16 protein-coding genes and 1 tRNA gene are annotated in these 19,872 nt (G+C 64.7%); 7 read left to right on the forward strand and 10 right to left on the reverse strand.

Going from position 1 to position 19,872, the window contains the following annotated elements:
* The first annotated feature begins 59 nt into the window (after positions 1-59).
* Positions 60-1,856, forward strand: coding sequence for an ABC-F family ATP-binding cassette domain-containing protein (locus tag ABD928_RS10160; RefSeq protein ID WP_187715294.1), 1,797 nt, complete (start codon positions 60-62; stop codon positions 1,854-1,856).
* On the opposite strand, the gene ABD928_RS10165 is transcribed toward ABD928_RS10160, so the two are convergent.
* Positions 1,853-2,551 (reverse strand): VIT1/CCC1 transporter family protein, encoded by a 699-nt coding sequence (locus ABD928_RS10165; RefSeq protein WP_187715293.1) that lies wholly within the window; start codon positions 2,549-2,551, stop codon positions 1,853-1,855. The genes ABD928_RS10160 and ABD928_RS10165 overlap by 4 nt on opposite strands.
* 123 nt (positions 2,552-2,674) lie before the next feature.
* Between ABD928_RS10165 and ABD928_RS10170 the strand changes: the two genes are divergently transcribed.
* Positions 2,675-3,118 carry a hypothetical protein gene (locus ABD928_RS10170; RefSeq protein WP_187715292.1) on the forward strand — a complete coding sequence of 148 codons (444 nt, stop codon included), beginning with the start codon at positions 2,675-2,677 and terminating at the stop codon, positions 3,116-3,118.
* A gap of 16 nt (positions 3,119-3,134) precedes the next feature.
* Here the strand turns inward: ABD928_RS10170 and ABD928_RS10175 are convergent, their stop codons facing one another.
* The 3 genes from ABD928_RS10175 to prsK form a co-directional block, all read right to left on the reverse strand.
* Positions 3,135-4,964: a DUF885 domain-containing protein gene (locus ABD928_RS10175; protein WP_187715291.1), complete on the reverse strand. Its 1,830-nt coding sequence runs from the start codon at positions 4,962-4,964 to the stop codon at positions 3,135-3,137.
* A 78-nt stretch (positions 4,965-5,042) separates the two neighbouring features.
* Positions 5,043-6,407: a PEP-CTERM-box response regulator transcription factor gene (prsR, locus tag ABD928_RS10180; RefSeq protein WP_187715290.1), complete on the reverse strand. Its 1,365-nt coding sequence runs from the start codon at positions 6,405-6,407 to the stop codon at positions 5,043-5,045.
* Positions 6,404-8,461, reverse strand: a complete 2,058-nt coding sequence (gene prsK / locus ABD928_RS10185) for an XrtA/PEP-CTERM system histidine kinase PrsK (RefSeq protein WP_187715289.1) — start codon at positions 8,459-8,461, stop codon at positions 6,404-6,406. Before prsK ends, prsR begins: the two co-directional genes overlap by 4 nt.
* An 89-nt stretch (positions 8,462-8,550) precedes the next feature.
* Between prsK and ABD928_RS10190 the strand changes: the two genes are divergently transcribed.
* Positions 8,551-9,522: an aldo/keto reductase gene (locus tag ABD928_RS10190; RefSeq protein WP_223276497.1), complete on the forward strand. Its 972-nt coding sequence runs from the start codon at positions 8,551-8,553 to the stop codon at positions 9,520-9,522.
* Positions 9,523-9,775: 253 nt separating this feature from the next.
* Here ABD928_RS10190 and ABD928_RS10195 read toward each other — a convergent pair whose 3' ends face one another.
* Genes ABD928_RS10195 through ABD928_RS10205 form a run of 3 tightly spaced genes read right to left on the reverse strand, consistent with a single transcriptional unit; the run spans position 9,776 to position 12,505 of the window.
* On the reverse strand, positions 9,776-11,092 hold the full coding sequence (locus ABD928_RS10195) for an amidohydrolase (RefSeq protein ID WP_187715288.1): 1,317 nt from the start codon (positions 11,090-11,092) through the stop codon (positions 9,776-9,778).
* An 11-nt stretch (positions 11,093-11,103) separates the two neighbouring features.
* Positions 11,104-11,727, reverse strand: coding sequence for a DUF4893 domain-containing protein (locus ABD928_RS10200; RefSeq protein ID WP_187715287.1), 624 nt, complete (start codon positions 11,725-11,727; stop codon positions 11,104-11,106).
* Positions 11,728-11,737: 10 nt separating this feature from the next.
* Positions 11,738-12,505, reverse strand: a complete 768-nt coding sequence (locus ABD928_RS10205; protein WP_187715286.1) for a 3-hydroxybutyrate dehydrogenase — start codon at positions 12,503-12,505, stop codon at positions 11,738-11,740.
* A gap of 96 nt (positions 12,506-12,601) precedes the next feature.
* Between ABD928_RS10205 and ypfJ the strand changes: the two genes are divergently transcribed.
* Complete coding sequence (gene ypfJ / locus ABD928_RS10210) at positions 12,602-13,504, forward strand: KPN_02809 family neutral zinc metallopeptidase (RefSeq protein ID WP_187715285.1); 903 nt, start codon at positions 12,602-12,604, stop codon at positions 13,502-13,504.
* Here ypfJ and ABD928_RS10215 read toward each other — a convergent pair.
* Positions 13,501-14,487, reverse strand: a complete 987-nt coding sequence (locus ABD928_RS10215; RefSeq protein ID WP_345168488.1) for an NADP-dependent oxidoreductase — start codon at positions 14,485-14,487, stop codon at positions 13,501-13,503. The two genes, ypfJ and ABD928_RS10215, sit on opposite strands and share 4 nt — an antisense overlap.
* Positions 14,488-14,597: 110 nt before the next feature.
* Positions 14,598-15,458 carry a DUF2171 domain-containing protein gene (locus tag ABD928_RS10220; RefSeq protein WP_187715284.1) on the reverse strand — a complete coding sequence of 287 codons (861 nt, stop codon included), beginning with the start codon at positions 15,456-15,458 and terminating at the stop codon, positions 14,598-14,600.
* Between the two features lie 179 nt (positions 15,459-15,637).
* On the opposite strand from ABD928_RS10220, the gene ABD928_RS10225 reads away from it, so the two are divergent.
* Positions 15,638-15,713 (forward strand) — tRNA-Ala (locus ABD928_RS10225).
* Between the two features lie 86 nt (positions 15,714-15,799).
* Here the strand turns inward: ABD928_RS10225 and ABD928_RS10230 are convergent.
* On the reverse strand, positions 15,800-16,621 hold the full coding sequence (locus ABD928_RS10230) for a DUF3011 domain-containing protein (RefSeq protein ID WP_345168491.1): 822 nt from the start codon (positions 16,619-16,621) through the stop codon (positions 15,800-15,802).
* A gap of 206 nt (positions 16,622-16,827) precedes the next feature.
* Between ABD928_RS10230 and ABD928_RS10235 the strand changes: the two genes are divergently transcribed.
* Positions 16,828-18,498 (forward strand): type I secretion system permease/ATPase, encoded by a 1,671-nt coding sequence (locus tag ABD928_RS10235; protein WP_345168493.1) that lies wholly within the window; start codon positions 16,828-16,830, stop codon positions 18,496-18,498.
* Positions 18,495-19,844, forward strand: a complete 1,350-nt coding sequence (locus ABD928_RS10240; protein ID WP_187715280.1) for an HlyD family type I secretion periplasmic adaptor subunit — start codon at positions 18,495-18,497, stop codon at positions 19,842-19,844. Before ABD928_RS10235 ends, ABD928_RS10240 begins: the two co-directional genes overlap by 4 nt.
* Positions 19,845-19,872 lie beyond the last annotated feature (28 nt).

Raw genomic sequence — 19,872 nt, forward strand, 5'->3', positions numbered from 1 at the left:
GAGCATGCGTCTCAGCCCGACGGGTGACGGCGCGGAATATCCAACCTATCTGGCCGCGCATGGTAGCGGCGACACTCAGTTACGAAGATCTCGGACTCGTTCAGGGCGAAGGCTGGCTGTTCCGTCACCTGGACGTCCATATTCGTCCACGCGACCGGCTGGCGCTGATCGGCCGCAACGGCGCTGGCAAGACCACGCTGCTCAAGTGCCTTGCCGACCTGATCGAGACCGACGAGGGGCGGCGAACGATCGTGCCGGGTAGCAAGGTCGTCCTGCTGGAGCAGGATCCCGACATGAGCGGGCACGCTACGCTGCTCGACTGGATCCTGTCCGGCCCCGGCGCTCCGGAGCCACATGAGGTGGCGGCGATCGCGGACCAGATCGCTCTCGACCTGTCCCGGCCCGTCGCGACCGCGAGCGGGGGCGAACGGAGGCGCGCCGCGATCACGCGCGCGCTTGCGCAGGACCCGGACATCCTCTTTCTCGACGAGCCGACCAACCACCTCGACCTTGGCGGCATCGAGTGGCTGGAGGACTGGCTCAACCGTTACACCGGTGCGTTCATCGTCATCAGCCACGATCGCACGTTCCTGACTCGCCTGACCAAGAGCTGCCTGTGGCTCGATCGCGGCCACCTGCGGCGCGCCGAGATCGGCTTCGGCGGCTTCGAGGCGTGGATGGAAAAGGCCTACGAAGAAGAAGCGCGGGCGGCCGAGAAGCTGGATGCCAAGTTGGCCATCGAGCTTCGCTGGCTCGAGCGCGGAGTCACCGCTCGCCGCCGCCGAAACCAGGGGCGCCTTGCCAAGCTGCAGGACATGCGCGCGCAGCGTGCGGCCATGATCGGTGGTCCAGGCACCGCAAAGCTCGCGGTCGCCAAGGACGACGTTCGCTCGAAGGCGGTGATCGATTCCGACCGTGTGTCCAAGAGCTACGGCGACCGCCAGATCATCCGCGACTTTACCTTGCGCATCCAGCGCGGCGACCGGATCGGCATCGTCGGTCCGAACGGAGCAGGGAAGACCACCCTTCTCAGGCTGCTTACCGGCGAGCTTCAGCCGGACGAGGGCACGGTCGAGCGGGCGAAGACGCTGTCGGGTATCGTCATCGACCAGCAACGCAAGCTGATGGACCCGGCGAAGCGAGTGCGCGACGTCCTTGCCGAGGGTGGCGACTGGATCGACGTCCGAGGCGTGAAGAAGCACATCAAGGGTTACCTCAAGGAATTCCTCTTCTCGCCCGAGCTGACGGAGGCCCCTGTGGGGTCGTTGTCGGGCGGCGAGAGATCGCGGCTGTTGCTGGCGCGCGAATTTGCACGCGAAGCCAATTTGCTTGTGCTGGACGAGCCAACCAACGATCTCGACCTGGAGACACTCGACCTGCTGCAGGAAGTGATCGCCGACTACGAAGGAACCGTCCTGATCGTGAGTCACGACCGCGACTTCCTTGACCGGACCGTGACGGTGACGCTCGGTCTCGATGGGTCCGGCCGAGTGGACGTCGTGGCGGGCGGCTACGAGGACTGGGCGAAGCGGCGACGGCCTAGCGCTCCTGCGAAGTCAGGATTGCAGCCTAGGGTCACAAGAGAAGAACCCACTGGACCCCTGCCTTCGCAGGGGACCAGGAAGCTTAGCTACAAGGACCAGCGCGATCTCGACCGGCTGCCCGGCGAGATTGAGCACATGGAAGCGGAGATCGCGGCGGTCGAGGACGTGCTTGCCGACCCCGACCTCTACACCCGCGATCCGAAGAAATTCGGAGAGCTGTCAGACCGCGCCGCCAAGCTCCGAGCTGACCGGAACGCTGCGGAAGAACGCTGGCTCGAAGTCGCCGAAATGGCGGAAGCGCTGTCTTCCTAGCCGACCGCTGCGCCGAACAGGCGGCCGACGCCGGCAGTCACCGCCATCGCTGCAGCTCCCCAGAAGCCCACCCGCATGATCGATGGAGCAAGCGGCGCTCCGCCCGCTTTGGCGCCCAGTGCCCCGAGTCCTGCCAGGCAGACGAGCGACACGGCCGCCACCGCCGGTACGAGGAGGTGCATCGGAGCCAGGATGACGACGATCAATGGCGCCGCCGCGCCCGCCGTGAACGTCAGCGCGGAAGCGAACGCGGCCTGAAGCGGGCGGGCGGCCATGGTTTCGCTCAAGCCAAGTTCGTCGCGCGCATGTGCGCCCAACGCGTCGTGAGCCATCATCTGGTCGGCGACGGCTTCGGCCGTTTGGCGGTCGACTCCGCGATCCTCGTAGATTCGGACCAGTTCCTCGCGCTCGAGCTCAGGGACCTGTTCGAGCTCCGCCTTTTCCCGCTCAAGGTCGGCTTTCTCCGTATCGGCTTGCGAGCTGACCGAGACATACTCGCCGGCTGCCATCGACATCGCGCCGGCGAACAATGAGGCGACGCCAGCGATAAGAACGGATGACCGGCTTGCATCGGCAGCGGCGACGCCGACGACCAGGCTTGCTGTCGAAACGATGCCGTCATTGGCGCCGAGCACCGCGGCGCGAAGCCATCCGATCCGTGACGACGCGTGGCGCTCGGAATGGAGTCTACTCATGCCACGACCGTAACCGGCTTGGGCAGGACGGCAATAAGTGGCTTCACGGATGCGCGTCAGAAAGCGCTTTCGCGCCGCGAACGACGGTGCAATGCTCTCTTGCAAACGAGGGGGAGCATCATGGTGAAGCGCGTCGCTGGGATCTTGGCGGTCATCCTTTTGAGCATGCCGGCGGTCGCCGCCGCAAAGGAGAAGCCGGAGTCGCGCGTCCAGGAATTGCTGACGTGCCAGGCGATCACGGCAAACGAAGAACGGCTTGCCTGCTACGACCGGGCGATGGGGTCCCTGAAGCAGGCGCTGAGCCAAGGCACCATGGTCCTGAAGGAGAAGAAGGTTCCGCTGGCCATGGAAGGCGTGGTCAAGGCATCCGGCTATTGGGGCGGAAGCAGCGCGTGGGTGCTGCTAGACAATGGCGATCGCTGGTCGATCCAGCCGTCGAAGTCGCGGCGAGAGCCGCCGCCGCCGGGAACGGAGGTCAAGCTCAAGCGAACCCTGATGGGTACGTACTGGATGTCGGGAAAGAAACTTCCCGAGACCGAGGCGGAGTTCCTCGGCCACGAGGGATAAGCGGGGGGCGGAGGCTTTAAACCTCCGCCGCCGTCCGCTCCTTGATCCGCTTCTCCAGCATCGTCAGCGGCATGGCACCTTCCTTCAGCACTTCGTGGAAGCGCTTCAGGTCGAACTTCGCGCTGAGCGCTTTTTGTGCATCTTCACGAGCGCGGGTCCATGCCATATGCCCGACCTTGTAGCTGCAAGCCTGTCCGATCATCGTGCAATAGCGCTCAACCTCTCGCTGCGATCTCGGCCGTGCGAAGCCGGTGGTCGCAACCATGTAGTCGGTCGCTCTCTCGCGGCTCCATCTCTTGCTGTGCAGGCCGGTGTCGACGACCAGGCGGGCCGCGCGGAACAGGAACGACTGCAAATATCCGGCCTTTTCGATGCCGGTATACCCGCCCAGTTCATCGGCCAGTTGCTCCGCGTAGAGTGCCCAACCTTCCGAATAGGCTGAGAAGAAGCCGAGCTTGCGCAGCGTCGGAATGTCCTTCGATTCCTGCGCCAGGCTGATCTGCAGGTGATGGCCCGGAACGCCTTCGTGATAGGTCAGGGCCGGCAGAGAGTATTTCGGCCAGTCGCCAACGTCCTTCAGGTTGATGAAGTAGATCGCCGGCCGAGAGCCATCGAGCGAAGCGCGGTTGTAATAGCCGTTGGAGGCTCCGTCCTGGATCTCCGGCGGAACGCGGAGAATTTCGAGCGGTGCGCTTGGAACCGTTGCGAAGGCGTTCGGCAGCTTTGCGTACATCGCCTTCACGCCCCGGTTGAGGCCTGCGATCAGGTCGGCTCGGCCCGCGTCGGTGTTCGGGTAGAGCTGGTCCGGCGAAGCGTTGAGCGCAGCGAGGCGCTCGCCGACCGTGCCTTTGGTGAAGCCTGCCTCCTTGAGGATTACGTCGAGACGGCCGCTGATCTCCGCAACCTGGTCGAGACCCATCTTGTGGACCTCGTCAGGCGTGAACCTGGTCGTCGTCGCCTGTTCCAGAGCCGCCGCATAGATTGCGTCGCCCTGCGATAGCCTCCAGGCGCCGTCGCCTGGCTTCGAGCTTGGCTTCAGTTGCTCCATCAAGGCGATCTGCCGGTCGAGCGCGGGATAGATGCTGTCTCCGACGATCCTCGCGGCGCGCGCCTCCCAGTCGCCTGCAATGGTCTTGGCGGCTGTCCGGCGGACGAGCGAATCCACCATTGTGTTCGCCTCCGCCGCAGGCGAGCGCAGCTTGCGCATCTGGCCAAGCGTCAGGTCGATCGACCAGGCCGGAGCAAGGAAGCCGCGGGCGGCCTGCGCGCGCTGTTCTTCCGTGTCGTTGTCGAGCAGCTTCCCGACCAGAGCCAAGCGAGCGAGATAGGCTTCGGCATCCGCGGCCGTCTCGATCGTATGCGCCGTGTTGAGGAAGTCCGGCGTGGAGAAGTAGGCGCCGCCCTGCTGGAAGATCGGATAGGGCCGCTGGACACTGTCGATGTCGAATCGCGCAGCCGGAACGATGCCCGTTTCCATCTGATAAGCGATGACGTCGCGGTTAAGCACCGCGGCCGGGCTGAGGCCGGATTCCGGGACCGCCTGGACCGCTGCCAGCTCGGCGCGGAGGTTCGCAAGGTCTTCCCCTCGCGCGACCGCGATCGGACGGACGTCGAACTCCGATTTCAGGTGGGCGTTCGCGCCCTTGTCGAGCCCCAGCGACGTCGCGAGCTCGGGGAAGCGCCGGACGCGATCCTGAAAGATCTTCTCGAACAGCGCATTGAGCGCGGCATCGCCGGATCCCGCTCCGCGCTGGATGACCGCGAGGGCCGGCGAACTGGCGGCACCCGAGACGAAGGCAAGTGAAAGCGCGGCGCTGCTGGTCGAAAGGAACTGACGGCGATCCATGATCTCTCCCCGGATTCGAAGTCCGGGGAGGTTAGGGGCCGCATCGCAGTCAGCAACCCCGGTTCGTCGAAGAAATCCTTACGCTTGCAGCTGATACTGCTTGAGAAGGTCGTAGAGTGTCGGCCGGCTGATCCCGAGTAGCTTGGCGGCGCCCGAAATGTTGTTGTCGGTGCGGCTGAGCGCCTGGCGGATTGCCCGGCGGTCGGCGACCTCGCGCGCCGCACGAAGGTTGAGAGCGAGGCTCTCCTCCTCCGGGTTGGAGGTGCCGGGGAGGTCGAGATCTTCCGCCGTCACCGACTTGCCGTCTGCCATGATCACCGCGCGCTTGATGCGATTTTCGAGTTCGCGGACGTTGCCCGGCCAGGGATAGGCGTCGATCGCGGCAATCGCGTCGGCGGACAGGGACTGGATCTTGGTGTTCAGATCCTTGCCGAAGCGATTGACGAAGTGCCGCGCGAGAAGGACGGAGTCGCCGGGACGTTCCGCCAGCGACGGGATCTTCACCACGATCTCGGCAAGGCGGTAATAAAGGTCTTCGCGGAACCGGCCCTCGGCGATCATCGCCTCAAGGTCCTGGTGCGTCGCGCAGACGATGCGGGTGTCGACGTTGATTGGCTGGCGCCCGCCGATCCGCTCGATCACGCGCTCCTGGAGGAAGCGCAGCAGCTTGACCTGGAGCGGCAGCGGGATGTCCCCAACCTCGTCGAGGAACAGGGTGCCGCCCTCGGCCATCTCGATCTTCCCCACATTCGACTTGACCGCTCCGGTGAAGGCGCCGCGCTCATATCCGAACAGCTCGGCTTCGAGCAGCGTCTCCGGAATCGCGGCGCAGTTGATGGCGATGAACTCGCCCTTCCGGCCGCTCTTCTCGTGGACGGCGCGGGCGAGCAGTTCCTTGCCCGTGCCCGACGCGCCGAGCAGCATCACCGAGACGTCGGCGGAGGCGACGCGCTCGATGGTCTTGGCGACCTTCATCATTTCCGGCGCCGAGCTGATGATCGAGCCGAGCACCTGGCCGCCGTTGGTCTCCTCCAGGCGACGGTTCTCGGCCTCGATATCCGCCACGTGGAAGGCACGAGCTACGATCAGTCCAAGCTCGTCGATGTCGACCGGCTTGCGGTAGAAATCGTAGGCGCCGAGTCCGATCGCCTTCAGCATGCTTTCGCGGGCGCCATGCCCGGACGCGACGATGACCTTGGTGTCCGGCTTCAGCTTGAGGATCTGCGTCAGCGTCTCGAAGCCCTCGGTCGTCCCATCCGGGTCGGGTGGCAACCCGAGGTCGAGCGTCACTACCGCCGGCTCGTGCAGGCGTAGCGCCTCGATCGCGCTTTCGCGATTGCCCGCGAGCACGACTTCATAGCCCTCGTAGGCCCATTTCAACTGGCGCTGCAGACCCTCGTCGTCCTCGACGATGAGCAGCACGGGGTGTTTCTGGTCAGTCATGCGCGTTTCCGTTGCGGTTGAGCGACTTCCTCAGCCGCCGGGAGGTAGATGGAGAATTCGCTGCCCACGCCGGGCGTGGAGTCGACAACCAGCCGTCCGCCCATCGCGGCGATCAGCGAGCGAGCTTCGAATGACCCGATTCCGAACCCGTCGGGCTTGGTCGAAGCGAACGGCTGGAACAGCCGGTTGCGGACGAAGTCTCCGTCCATCCCGGTGCCATGGTCGGTGATAGAGATCCGGACTTCATCGCCCTCCGGTGCGACCCGAACCGTGATCGGCGCATCCGGCGAGCTGGCTTCGACCGCATTCTGAATGATGTGCCCTACCGCCTGCTCAAGCGCCGGGGCGTCGACGATCGCATGGAGGCTGGTGTCGCCGAGCAGCTTGACCTCATGTTCGCGCCTCTTGGCCGCAATCGCGTCGAGCAGGATGTTGCGCAGCGGCTGAGCGTCGGAGCGTTGCGACCGCGCCTGTGCCTTTGGCGAGAGCCGGGTCAGCAGGTCGTTCATCTTGTCGACCGAGCTGCGCAGTGTGGCGACCATGTCGGCACGGAACTCCGGGTTGTCGGCGTGCCGTTCGGCGTTGCGCGACAGCAGCGAGAGCTGACTGACCAGGTTCTTGATGTCGTGGAGGATGAAGGCGAAGCGGCGGTTGAATTCCTCGAACCGCTGCGCGTTCGACAACGCCTCCTGGCCATGGGCTTCGGCGAGCGAGCTGGCGGCCTGGCGCCCCGCCGTCCGCAGCAGATCGAAGTCCTCCCAGTCGAGCACGCGGCGATATTCGGGCGACGACAGCAGGATCAGCCCGAACAGGCGCTCGCCGTGGATGAGTGGAATGCCAATCCAGGCGCGGCGTTCCTCGAGCATCCATTCCGGCGGCAGCGATGCGCGATCCTCGGGGCTCGCCCAGCCGTTGCGGAGGGAGTCGAACTCGATGATCCGGCCTGTGGCTTCGAGCGCCGACCAGAAGTCCCGGACGCGCTCAAGCTCGCCGGCGGGCGGATGCTTACCCGACCAATTCCAGGACGATGCGGTGTTGATTGCACCGGACGGGTCCTTGGCAAGCAGCAGCCCGCCCGGCGCTTCCAGGATGTCGGCAAAGGCCTTGATGACGCGCTCGCCCAGTGGGGCCGCGTCGGTGCCGGTTGTTCCCACGGTGGTGGTGAATCGCAGCCATTCGGTGCGATAGTCGTAGCGGTGCTCGAACAGGTGCTTCGAGATCTTGACCTTGGCCCAGCCGCGCGCCTTGGCGCTCGGCAGCAGGACCATCGCCGCGACCGTCATTGTCGCGAGCAATCCGACGAGGATGCCGCGCGACCATTCGACGCTCGTCCCGCGAAGCGCCGTCGCGAGGATCGCCATCACCGCGAAGTAGCCGCAGATGGCCAGCAGCGAGAGCGACTGGAAGGTCGCGGCGCGGGATAGCCGGACGCGCCAGCCCTCCTCTCGACGAATCGCCATTGCGAACATCGGTGCGGTCAGCGCAACGACCAGCCCACGCCACTCATAGAGGTCCGGCGCCAGCCGGCTGTGGAGATAGGCAACCGTGTAGAGATTGAGGTCGTAGCTCCACATCAGCGACAGCCCGATCATCGCCAGGCGGATGTTCGACCGGCTCGCCGCAGATGCCTGGCCGTAGAGATTGTGAACCAGAATCAGCGAGCCGGCCGCGGCGGTCACGCGAAGCAAGGTGGCGGTATCGCGCACTGCATCGGTCGGGATCGAATAGCGCAGCAACGTCACAACGAGCTGGAAGCCGAGCACTGCCGCGACCGCGCCATAGACCAGACGGACGCCATGCTGGCGCTCCTCACTGGTCGCCGCGAGGCTGTGTAGCAATCCGATCCACACGAGGTTTCGCGCGGTTTCGGCAAAGCTGGCCAAAGGGTCGCCGGGCAGAATAGCGCTGAGCCACGCCCAGGACGCCGTCACCGCGAAGCCGGCGAGCAGCAGGCGTTGGTCAGGCTGCCGAACGGCCCGAAGCCGCCAGAGCAGCAGGCCCAGGAACGCGGCCGCGCAAATGGCATGGCTCCAGAAGGCGATCAGCGACTGCACGGGCGCCCGACTGTAAATCCCACCGACATGAGGAAGGGTGTCGCTAAATTTTACAAATAAGTGGTGAACGGATGAGCTAGAGGCGGTCAATGGCAGTGCAAATGCGGCCGCTCGGAACGAGCGGGATCTCGGTCGCCCCGGTGGCGCTTGGCGGCAATGTTTTCGGCTGGACCGCCGATGAGGAAACCAGTTTCAAGCTTCTCGACGCCTTCGTCGATGCCGGCGGCAACATGATCGATACGGCCGACGTCTATTCAGCCTGGGCACCGGGCAACCAGGGCGGCGAAAGCGAAATAATCATTGGCGATTGGCTTCGGCGTGACCCGTCCAAGCGCGACCGCGTGGTCATCGCGACGAAGGTCGGCTTTCTCGGCGGAGAGATGATCGACGGCGAATATGTCGCGGCGCTCGATCCTGAATCGATCCGTGACGGATGCGAAGCTTCGCTCCGTCGGCTCGGCGTCGACGCCATCGACCTCTACTACCATCACAAGGATAATCCCGCCGTACCGCTGGCCGAAAGCCTCGGGGCGATGGATGAGTTGGTTCGAACCGGGAAGGTCCGAGCGATCGGCCTGTCCCAATATTCCGGCCCGAGGATCGATGCGGCTATGGCGGTTGCCAAGGCGGAGGGCCTGATGCCCCCTTGCGCGCTCCAGACTTGGTACAATCTCGTCGAGCGCGAGAAGCTCGAGGGGGAGCTTCGAGATGCGGCCGTCAGGAATGGTTTGGGCATCATTCCGTTTTACGGGCTCGCTAACGGATTCCTCGCGGGCAAGTACCGGAGCGCCGGCGATCTTGCGAAGAGCCCTCGCGGCGAGCGCAGTGCCCAGTATCTCGACGGTCGAGGACTGCGAGTGCTCGCCGCGCTCGACCGGATTTCAGCGGAGACGGGGGCCGCCTTGGCAACGATTGCGCTGGCCTGGACCAGTGCACAGCCCGGGATTGCGACGACCCTGGCGAGCGCCACCCGGCTGGATCAGCTCGATGAGTTGGTCGCAGCGCTCAGTTTTCAGCTTACCGCAGAACAGCTCGCGCTGCTGACGGCGGCGAGCGCCTAGCGCTCACTTCTCAGTTCGCGAATCCCGTGCAGAATATCTGCCCACTCGCGTAGCTCGTGCGCGTTGGCCGGGTGATAGGCGGCATATCTCTCGATGCCCCGGATAATGCTTCCCCAGGAACAGGGTTCGTCCAACGCCGCGGTCGCGCTATCATCAGTAGCGAAAAGCAACTCAACCATCGGCGCTCGATGGCAGAAGCAAGCGGCTGCAGGCGCAAGCTTTCCACCAACGGCGGTTCAAAAGCGACGAATGGCTAACTCTTCTTGAGGACGTCGAGGGAGGCGAGGGTCATGGCCTCGGTCGCCGTCGAGATCACCTTCTCGGCGTCAGGCGCCCAGAACGGGCTGTGAAGCGAGGGGAGCTTCAGCGTGTCGCCGCCGGCGGCATCCCACTTGTCCTTTGGCGTTCCCCCGACCCAGAAGATCAAACTCTGGACCTCTTTGTCGGCTAGCCAGAAGCGGCTGAAGTCCTCTCCGCCCATCACGGGCGGCGTCAGGCTCGCGCGGTCGGCACCGAAATGTTGCTGGAACAGGGCAAGTGTCTTCTTCGAGAACTCTTCGGTGTTCAACGTCGCCGGAGTGTACATCTCTTCGCGGACCGTAATGACCGGCATGCGGTCTTCCGGCACGCCCGCGGCAATGGCCTCGCCTTTCGCGATACGCCTGATGCCGTCGAGCAGAAGCTTTCGAACTTCGGGCTTGTAGCTACGCACGGTCAGCTGGAGCTTGGCCTCGTCGGAAATGATGTTGTGCTTGGCACCGGCCTGGAAGCTACCGACCGTCACGACCGCCGGATCGAGCGGATTGTTCTCGCGGCTGACCAGTGTCTGCAACGCCACGACGATCCGGGACGCAAGGACAATCGGATCCTTGGTCGTGTGCGGATAGGCGCCATGCCCGCCAAGCCCTCTGACGAGGATGTCTACACTGTCGACGTTGGCGAGCGCATAGCCCGGCGTGACCCCGATCGTACCGGCGGGAAGTGCGGCCGCATCGTGAAAGGCGAGCGCGTAATCGGGCTTCGGAAAGCGCGTGTAGAGGCCGTCGTCGAGCATCGCCTTTGCGCCTTCGCCGGTCTCCTCGCCGGGCTGGAGCACCATGACAAGCGTGCCCGACCACTGCTCCTTCATCGCGGCGAGCCGGCGCGCCGTGCCAATGAAGGAGGTCATATGCGTGTCGTGGCCGCAGGCATGCATGACGCCGGTCTCGACCCCCGACCTTGCCGTCGCTCGGACCTTCGACGCGAAGGGCAATCCGGTTTGCTCGACCACCGGCAGGCCGTCCATGTCCGCGCGCAGCAAAAGGACGGGCCCCGGGCCGTTCTTCATCACCGCAACGACGCCGGTCTTCCCGACCTTTTCCGTGACGTCGAACCCGAGCTTGCGCATCTCGGCGGCAAGCTTGGCCGGCGTACGCACCTCCTGCATCGATAGCTCGGGATTGGCGTGGAGGTCGCGATAGAGCGTCATCAGCTGCGGCATATCCGACTGGATTGCGTCGGTCAGCGCAGCTGCATGGGCTGCAGTGGGCAGGGTCATCACTGCAACAACCAGTCCGAAGGTCAATTTCATCAATGCGCCCCTTATTGCGCTGGCACCAGCTCCAGCACGTCCATCTGAGATTCGAAGTGCGGCCGCGGCATGATCAGCCGCCATCGGTTCGGCCCGATCCGCTCGACGTAGCCAGCGACGTCGCGCTGCATGTCGCGGCCGTACTGGAATGCGCGCGTTTCGTCGCCGAGCACCAACGTGCCGAGAAACACCTGCCGTAACGGGTCGCCGGGAAAGATCGAGCCGACTTGCCGCTGCGACCCGGTCAGCTTTGCGAAGTCCTGCAACTCGCCGTCCTGCTGGATGCGGCAGTCGAAGGCCGGATAAGCAACAAAGGGCAGCATGCCCATCGTCTTCGATCCGACCTTGATAGTCCGGCACCGGTAGAGTCCGTTCGGTATCGGCCCTCCGCCGAGCGCGGCGTCCGGTTCGAGAAGCGCCCCCTCGCGTTCGATATCAGCGGCATGCCCGCCGGCGCGCGCGGACCGCAAGGCATCGACGAATGCGGTCCGCCACTCCTTCAAGCGTTCGCGGTCCGACGGGGTGGCGATGGTCCGCCAATCGCTTGCCGGGTGAGCGATGACGCCAGGCGCCTGATGGAATTCGGCACAGCCCGACAAAGTCAGCAAGACGGCGGCGAAGACGAAGTGGCGCATCCGCGGCAGCCTAGGCAGCTGTCCAGCCTCCGTCCATGCTGAGGTTCGCACCAGTGATCGACTTTGCCTCTTCGCGGCAGAGGAACAGAGCGAGCGCCGCAACCTCCTCCGGGGTGACGAAACGCTTGGTCGGCTGGGCGGCGAGAAGGACGTCGTTCATCACTTGCTCGCGGGTCAGGTTCCGCGCTTTCATCGTGTCCGGGATCTGGTTCTCGACCAAGGTCGTCCAGACATATCCCGGTGAAATGCAGTTGACGGTTACGCCGTCCTTCGCGGCCTCCAGCGCAACGGACTTGGTAAAGCCGGCGACCCCATGCTTGGCGGCGACATAGGCCGACTTGTTGGGCGAAGCGACGAGACTGTGGGCAGAGGCCGTGTTGATGATTCGGCCCCACTGCTTCGCCTTCATCGAAGGGATTGCCAGCCGCGTGGTGTGAAACACCGCCGTCAGGTTGATCGCCAGGATCGCGTCCCACTTTCCGACCGGGAAATCCTCAACCGGGGAGACGTGCTGGACGCCCGCATTGTTCACCAGAATGTCGGGCGCGCCGAGCTCGTCGGTGCAGTGGCGAAGCATGGATTCGATCTGAGCCGGGTCCGACAGGTCCGCCCCGTCGTAGAGTGCGCCGAGGTCGTCGCTGATCCTCGCGATTTCGGCCGGATCGCCGAAGCCGTTGATCATCACTCTCGCTCCTTCGCCCGCGAGAGCCTGTGCAATGGCGAGACCAATGCCGGACGTGGAACCAGTGACGAGAGCGACCTTGCCTTCGAGAATCATGGGATCTCCTTTGCCGCGCTAGTCGCGCCGGCAATCGTCATTTGCAACCGGTACGCCTTTTCGCGCATTTGGGCGGAAGAAGCAGGGGAGACTCATATGGTTCGGCTCGGCGGCGAAGGTCCAAGCGGCAATTTCGAAGACCGTACCGGACAAGGCGGAGGAGGCTTCGGCTTCGGCGGCGGAGGGGGCGGCGGCAATATGCTCGGCTGCCTGCTGCCCTTCGTCATGAGCCGCTTCGGGATCGTCGGCGTCCTGGTCCTCCTGCTCGGCTATTGCGTTCTCACGCAGCTCGGCGGCGGATCGGGCGGACTGATTCCCTCGGGCGGCCCGACAGCTCCCTCTCCCAACGGCCAGTCGACGCTTGACCCGAACATGCGCGACTTCCTCACGCGGACGCTCGGATCGACCGAGGAAACCTGGGGCGAGATCTTTGCCAAGCATGGCGCGCGCTACACGCCGACCAAGATGGTCGCCTACAGCCGTGGGACGCAGACCGCTTGCGGCGCAGGACAGGCGGCAATGGGCCCCTTCTATTGCCCCAACGACAGCACGATCTACATCGACCCGAGCTTCTTCAATGAGCTTTCGCAGCGCTTCGGGGCACCGGGCGACGCGGCCGCCGTCTACGTCGTCGCGCACGAGGTCGGGCACCACATCCAGAATCTCGAGGGCACGCTCGACGAGGCTCACAATGCGCAGGCTCGCGCGAGCCAGACGCAAGGGAATGCGATCCAGGTCGGCGTCGAGCTCCAGGCCGACTGCTACGCCGGCGTATGGCTGGCCAATGCCCGCGATGCCCAGGGATCAATCATCGAACCCGGCGACATCGAGGAAGGCATGCGCGCGGCCGAGGCGATCGGCGACGACACGCTCCAGCGTCAGTCGCAGGGGGTCGTCGTTCCGGAGAGCTTCACCCACGGAAGCTCGGCGCAGCGAATGCAAGCGCTCCAGATTGGCCTGAAGACCGGCGATCCGGCCGCCTGCAAATTCAACGGCTAGAGCTTGACGAGCATCTTTCCGACGTTGTCGCCGCTGAACAGGCCGCGGAATGCGTCGGGCATGTTCTCGATGCCCTCGACCACTGTGTCGCGCGATTTGACCTGCCCGCTTGCCAGCATCTGCCCCATTTCGCGGTAGAATTCGTCCATTCGCGGCTGGAAGTCGAAGACGATGAAGCCTTGCATGCGGATGCGCATGGCAATCACGCGCATAATGAAGCGGAAGGCCGCGGGCTCGGCCTTGTTGTACCCCTCGATCATTCCGCAGATGGCGAAGCGGGCGCGCATCTTGGCAAGCGCGAAGGCCGCGTCGAGATGGTCGCCGCCGACATTGTCGAAATAGACGTCGATGCCGTCAGGCGTCGCGGCCGCGAGGCCCTTCAGGATCGGTTGCGCCTTGTAGTCGATCGCATGATCTGCGCCGAGCGACCGGACGAACTCGCACTTGTCCTCGCCACCGGCCGAACCGATGACGGTCATGCCCTTGGCCTTGGCGATCTGAACAACAGCAGAGCCGACCGCTCCCGCAGCGGCGGACACGAACACCACGTCGCCTTCCTTGGCCGATGCGACGTCAAGCAAGCCGAAGTAAGCAGTCGCGCCGGTTACGCCGAGATTGCCGAGGAACGCCTGCGGCTCGGCGCCGAGGTTGGGAAGCTTGTTCGCCATGCGGGAATCGACCACCGCTTCGTCGCGCCACCCGCCCATGTGAAGTACAAGGTCACCGGCCGAGAAACCGTCGGCGCGGGACTCAACGACTTCGCCGACCGCGCCGCCGTCCATCGGCTGATCGATCTGGAACGGCGGGACGTAGCTCTTCACGTCGTTCATGCGCCCACGCATGTAGGGATCCACCGACAGCCAGTGGTTGCGGACCAGAATCTGGCCTTCACCGAGCTCCGGAAGGTCGTAGGGCTTGAGTGCGAAATTCTCGTCCGTCGGTAGTCCCTGCGGACGGCTCATCAGGTGCCAGGCGCGTGCCATCAACTGTCTCCCGGTTTGATCGAGCCCGCGCATAGGACGCCATTCGCCCACAAGAAAGGCCCGGGCACTTTCGTGCCCGGGCCGCCCCGCCCCGGAAAGGGCTGGGAAGACTAGCGATACGTGCCGGAGAAGCTGCGATCGAGGACGTGAGGTCCGGCCCGGCCCTGGTCCTCTCGCTCGAACAGCGCGCGACTGCGGTTCTCGTCGCGCCAGCGCTCCTTCGCCTTGTCTGCGCTGCATTCCAGGAGCACCCGGTCGCCGTCGATGCGGTCGACGTCGGAACAGCTCAGCGAGTGATGGGCGCCGCCCGATTCCGGATCGCTCCGGGTCAGGATGATCCGGTCTCCGGCAATGCGGTCGACTGTGCCGACGTGCTTGTCGTCGGTCCCGACGACCTCCATGTGCTCACGGATTCCACTGAGGAGCTGGCGCTTGGAAATGCGTCGCTCCCGCCACTCGCCGAATTCGCTTTCGAACTTGGAGGCCCGTTCGCGGCGGAACTCGTCGTAGTCGCGGTCGAGGTCATCGGCCTGCCGGCGGCGCATCTCGTGATAGTGACGGTCGTCGATGTTTGACGGTTCGCGGGATCCAGCGAAGCTGGTTCGGCGATAAGGATCGCGATCCCGAGGTGACTGGCCGTAGTGCTCGTCACGATCGGACCGGCTCGAACGCGGCTCGCCCTCATCACTCCAGTCCGGGTTGTAGCTGCGTTCGCTGCTCGCCCATTTCCAGCGGCCGTCGGTATCGCCGCCATATCGGCCATAGGCATCTTCACGGGAGCCGTGGCGGGATCGCCCGTCGTCGTCCTCGCCGAACCATGACCGAAATTCGTCTCCTACGCGGCCGAGAAAGCCGCGGTCGTCGCGATCGCGCTCATGGTCGCGGTCCCACGACCGCGGGTCGCGTTCGTTCCAGTCCTCGGACCTGCCTTCTCGCCAACGCTGTTCGCGCTCGTAGCGGTCATACGCCATTGCTACCTCCACATGGAAATCGCGCCGGCACCGTGCCGGCTACTCAACTGTGGGAACAACGAATGGAGGACGACGGCCGTTCCTGACGGAATCATCGTCAAGCGACAGGGCGAAATTGGCTCGCGGCGGGTCATTGCAAGGGGAAAGAGGCGCGGCTATGTGAGCCGCCTGCCGGGTACGGGGCTGTAGCTCAGATGGGAGAGCGCTGCAATCGCACTGCAGAGGTCAGGGGTTCGATTCCCCTCAGCTCCACCAGCCTAAATCTCTGAATCGAAGAGGGATTTTCGCTGGTTGGCCGGAATTGCCGGGGAAGCGACGCGCGCTTCCCCGGGATTTCAGCGTCAGGATTTGAACTCGAACTGATCGACGCCATCCGCGGTGGCTTCGCATAGCATTGGCAGTTCGCGCGTGCTGTCGGGGTACTGGGCCGTCAGCGTGCCGCCGATCTGGAACGCGCCGGGCTCGATCTCGCTGGCTGCCGCCGTCTGAAGCGTGATGCGGGTGCCGCCCGTTGCGCCGACGTCGCGTGCTGCGCGGGTCAGGCATTGGTTGAGCGCCGGACGCGCAGCTTGCTGAACCCAATTGGGGTCGGCGCTGATCGCTGCCGGCGGGCCTGCCGACGATGAGCTTGTGTCGATGTTCTTGCCGCTGTTCGAAAGGATCGCGGCCAGCCCCGCGGCGACTGCAATCCCGCCAATGATAAGCGCGGTGTTCGATCCACCGGAGCTGCTGTTGTTCTCGCGGTCGGGGTAATAGTGGCCGTACCCATAGGCGAAGGTCGCCCGGCAGCTTTGCGACACCCACACTCGCCGCGAATCATACCCCCAGCTATGGCCGCGCCGGCAATTTCCGCCGTGCGTCCGGATAAGCATGACGCGGTTCTGGGTTCGCGCCGAGCAACTGTTGAAGCGACCATTCTGCGAATTGCACCGTACTCGCCCCGCAAAGCCGCGCCCGTCGATATAATTCGATCGGGAGAAATAAGGCACCCGGTGATCTGGCCGCATCGGAGGACGGACCGTGGGCGGCCGGGTGACCGGGGGTCTCGTAGTCGGCGGGATCGGCGCCGGAAGAGTGGTGACCTGAACTGCCACTGGCATCTGCATCGCCGGCGAACCTTGCGCCAGCAGGACGAGACCTATTGCGAGCGAGTTGGTGAACATTGGCGCGCTCCTGTCGGTTGTCGAAGGCTGTCATTCGCCATTGCCATAAACTGAAGGCAGGAAATCTCGGTGAAAGTCCCGATACGCGACAGTGCCTTGCACGCGTTCTTCCGCCTGCTCTTCCGGCGAGACTATGTTCACAAAAGCCGAAGTAGGGGCCTAAAGCAGGACCGATGAAGATCGCTGGGATAGAGTTACCAAGGGATATGGCGGAGGCCGTCGAGGCCTGCCGCCCGCACTTCCTAGCGGCTGCCGTCTTCAGCCTGTTCATCAACTTGCTGTTCCTCGCGCCTGCGATCTACATGCTGCAGGTTTACGACCGGGTCGTGGCGACCGGCGGCAAGATGACGCTGCTGTTCATCACCCTGGCATTGGCCGTCGCTTTGTTCGCCCTGTCCGCGCTGGATGCGATCCGGAACCGCCTTCTGGTCAGGGCCAGCCTGAGGCTCGATGCCTTGCTGGCCCCGAAGATCCTGAAGCGGATGATGGGACGCAACTCGAACGCCGCCGTCCAGGCCATGCGGGATTTCGAGACGGTTCGGCAGGCGATCGGAAGTCCTGTGGCCGGAGCCATGTTCGACGTGCCGTGGTTCCCCTTGTTCCTCGCCGTTGCCTTCCTGCTGCACTTCTGGATCGGAATCCTTGCCACCGCCGCTTCGGCGATCCTGTTCTTCGTGGCCTGGCGCAATCAACGCGCAACGGCGGAGACGATGCAGACGGCGACGCAAGCGATGGCCGCTTCGCAAGCCGCGGCCCAGACCGTCGCGCTCAACAACGACACGGTTCGGGCGCTTGGAATGGTCGGGACCATGGTCAACCGCCAGCTGGCCCAGCGGGCGTTCGGCCTTTCCCGCCTTTCGGATGCGCAGTTCACGGGCGGCCGCTTCTCGGCTCTGAGCCGCTTTCTTCGCCTCTTCGTCCAGTCGGCCGCGCTGGGCCTCGGCGCTCTCCTCGCGATCGCCGGCTATATTTCTGCAGGCGCCATTGTGGCCGCCTCGATCCTGCTCAGCCGCGCGCTACAGCCGGTCGAGGCGGTCATCGGCGGCTGGCCGACGATCATCGGCGCCCACGCGGCCTTGACGCGTCTCGCCGAAGTAATGTCCGGCGTTCCGGCCGAGCGAATCTACACGCGCCTCCCCGAGCCCGCTGGACGGTTGGAAGTCGACCAGGTCGGAGTTCGCGGTCCCGACGGCCGGCCGGTTCTGTTTGGAATCTCGGTCGACGTCAGTCCTGGCGAGATGCTCGGCGTCATCGGTCCAAGCGGCGCAGGCAAGACGACGTTGGCAAAAGTGCTCGCAGGCGCCATCCCGACCGAGGCCGGCATCGTCCGGATCGACGGCGCGGCTTATTCCGACTGGGAGTCCGACGATCTCGCGCGCCACATCGGGTACCTGCCGCAGGAGCCAAGCCTGTTCGAAGGCACGATCAAGGAAAACATTTCCCGCTTCTCCGGTGCGGCTAATGGTACGGACGTGGACAAGCTGGCCGTTGCGGCGGCTCAAGCGGCCGGTGCCCACGAGCTCATCCTGAAATTGCCGAAGGGCTATGATACGCCGCTCGGGCCGCTCGGGCAGGGACTGTCCTCGGGCCAGGCTCAGCGGGTGGCACTGGCGCGCGCTTTCTATGGCAATCCTGTCCTGATGATCCTCGACGAGCCCAACGCCTTCCTCGATTCCGATGGCGAGGCCGCGCTCATCACGTCGCTTGCAGGAGCGATGAACCGAGGCGCCGCGGTCATCCTGATCGCGCATCGCCGCTCGATCCTTTCGGGCGCAAAGCGCCTCCTCGTGCTCGAAGGCGGCCGGCCCAAGCTGCTCGGGCCATCGCAAGAAGTCGCCAACCGGTTGCTTCAGGTGGGCGAAGGGGCGGCCGGATGAACGTGCTGACCTCGATCATCGAACCCTACCAGCAGGACGCGCCCGTCGACGATCCGCGCCGCGACATCCGGATTGGTGCCGGCATCGTCATCATATTCTTCGTAATCCTGCTCGGCTGGGCCGCGTTCATGCCGCTCGATGCGGCGGTTCCGGCCCGCGGAGTCATCGCCGTCTCAGGGAACCGCCAGTCGGTGCAGCACCGCGAAGGCGGCGTCGTCACCGCGATCAACGTCCGCGAAGGGCAGCATGTGAAGGCGGGCGACGTCCTCATCGAAATGGCCGCGCCTGACCTTCGCGCGCAAGAGCGGGCGCTGACCAGCGACTACCTGACAAATGTCGCCCAGCGCGCCCGGTTGATGGCCGAACGTGCGGGTGCCCGCGACTTCCTCCCGCCGGCGGAATTCGCCGGACTTCCCGCGGAGGATCAGCCGCTCGCCGCGCAAGCGATGGCCTTGCAGCGCGCTCAGCTTCAGGCGCGGCTCGCTTCGAAGTCGGCACAGCAATCCGTGCTCGGCCAGCGGTCGCTCCAGCTCGGCGAGCAGCAGTCTGGCTATTCGCAGCAGATCGCCTCACTGCACGAGCAGCAGCGCTTGCTTCAGGAAGAAATCGACGGGCTGAAGAAGATCCAGGAAAAGGGCTTTGCGTCGGTGAACCGCATCCGCGCGCTCGAACGGGCCTATGCCGAGCTGAAGGGCCAAGAAGCCTCGATGACCGCGGAGATCGCTCGCGCCGGCGAAGGCAAGGGCGAAACGCGGATGCAGTCGGTTTCGATCGAGAAGACGGCGATGGAGCAGGTCGCGTCGGACCTGCGCGACACCCAGGCGCGGCTGTCTGATGTACTTCCCAAGCTGATCGCGGTGCGCGAGCAACTGCAACGCGCCCGCGTCCGCGCTCCGGCCACCGGTCAGGTCGTGGGCCTTAGCGTGTTCACCATCGGCGGGGTGGTTTCGCCCGGGCAGACCCTGATGGAAATCGTCCCGGATCACCGCAGCCTAGTCATCCAAGCCCAAGTCGCGCCGACCAATGCTGACGACGTCTATCAGGGCCAGGAGGCGCAGGTTCGCTTCGTCAGCGTCAACGACCGCACCCTGCCGCTTCTGACGGGCAAGGTACGCACCATCTCCGCCGACAGCTTTACTGACGAGAAGACGGGCCAGTCCTACTTCCGGGCGGAGATCGACGTTCCTGCCGACGAGCTTCGGAGGGTCAGCGGCTCGCTTGGCAAAGGACAGCTGCGCCCGGGCCTTCCCGTCGAAGTCCTGCTTTCGGTGCGCAAGCGCACCGCGCTTCAATACATCCTCGAGCCGCTCACCCGGAACCTGTGGGGCTCGCTCCGGGAGCAGTGATCTTTGGGAGTGAGATGGTCACGGACGT

This window comes from Sphingomonas daechungensis, from assembly GCF_039543105.1.
Taxonomy (GTDB): domain Bacteria; phylum Pseudomonadota; class Alphaproteobacteria; order Sphingomonadales; family Sphingomonadaceae; genus Sphingomicrobium; species Sphingomicrobium daechungense.

Excerpts from the sequence above, each read along its gene's own strand:
- ABD928_RS10215 (WP_345168488.1), bottom strand. The coding sequence starts at position 14,487 with ATGGCACGCGCCTGGCACCTGATGAGCCGTCCGCAGGGACTACCGACG.
- ABD928_RS10235 (WP_345168493.1), top strand. The coding sequence starts at position 16,828 with ATGGCGGAGGCCGTCGAGGCCTGCCGCCCGCACTTCCTAGCGGCTGCC.
- ABD928_RS10190 (WP_223276497.1), top strand. The coding sequence starts at position 8,551 with ATGGCAGTGCAAATGCGGCCGCTCGGAACGAGCGGGATCTCGGTCGCC.
- ABD928_RS10205 (WP_187715286.1), bottom strand. The coding sequence starts at position 12,505 with ATGATTCTCGAAGGCAAGGTCGCTCTCGTCACTGGTTCCACGTCCGGC.
- ABD928_RS10240 (WP_187715280.1), top strand. The coding sequence starts at position 18,495 with ATGAACGTGCTGACCTCGATCATCGAACCCTACCAGCAGGACGCGCCC.
- ABD928_RS10200 (WP_187715287.1), bottom strand. The coding sequence starts at position 11,727 with ATGCGCCACTTCGTCTTCGCCGCCGTCTTGCTGACTTTGTCGGGCTGT.
- ABD928_RS10220 (WP_187715284.1), bottom strand. The coding sequence starts at position 15,458 with ATGGCGTATGACCGCTACGAGCGCGAACAGCGTTGGCGAGAAGGCAGG.
- ypfJ (WP_187715285.1), top strand. The coding sequence starts at position 12,602 with ATGGTTCGGCTCGGCGGCGAAGGTCCAAGCGGCAATTTCGAAGACCGT.
- ABD928_RS10160 (WP_187715294.1), top strand. The coding sequence starts at position 60 with ATGGTAGCGGCGACACTCAGTTACGAAGATCTCGGACTCGTTCAGGGC.
- ABD928_RS10230 (WP_345168491.1), bottom strand. The coding sequence starts at position 16,621 with ATGTTCACCAACTCGCTCGCAATAGGTCTCGTCCTGCTGGCGCAAGGT.
- ABD928_RS10175 (WP_187715291.1), bottom strand. The coding sequence starts at position 4,964 with ATGGATCGCCGTCAGTTCCTTTCGACCAGCAGCGCCGCGCTTTCACTT.
- ABD928_RS10195 (WP_187715288.1), bottom strand. The coding sequence starts at position 11,092 with ATGAAATTGACCTTCGGACTGGTTGTTGCAGTGATGACCCTGCCCACT.
- prsR (WP_187715290.1), bottom strand. The coding sequence starts at position 6,407 with ATGACTGACCAGAAACACCCCGTGCTGCTCATCGTCGAGGACGACGAG.
- ABD928_RS10165 (WP_187715293.1), bottom strand. The coding sequence starts at position 2,551 with ATGAGTAGACTCCATTCCGAGCGCCACGCGTCGTCACGGATCGGATGG.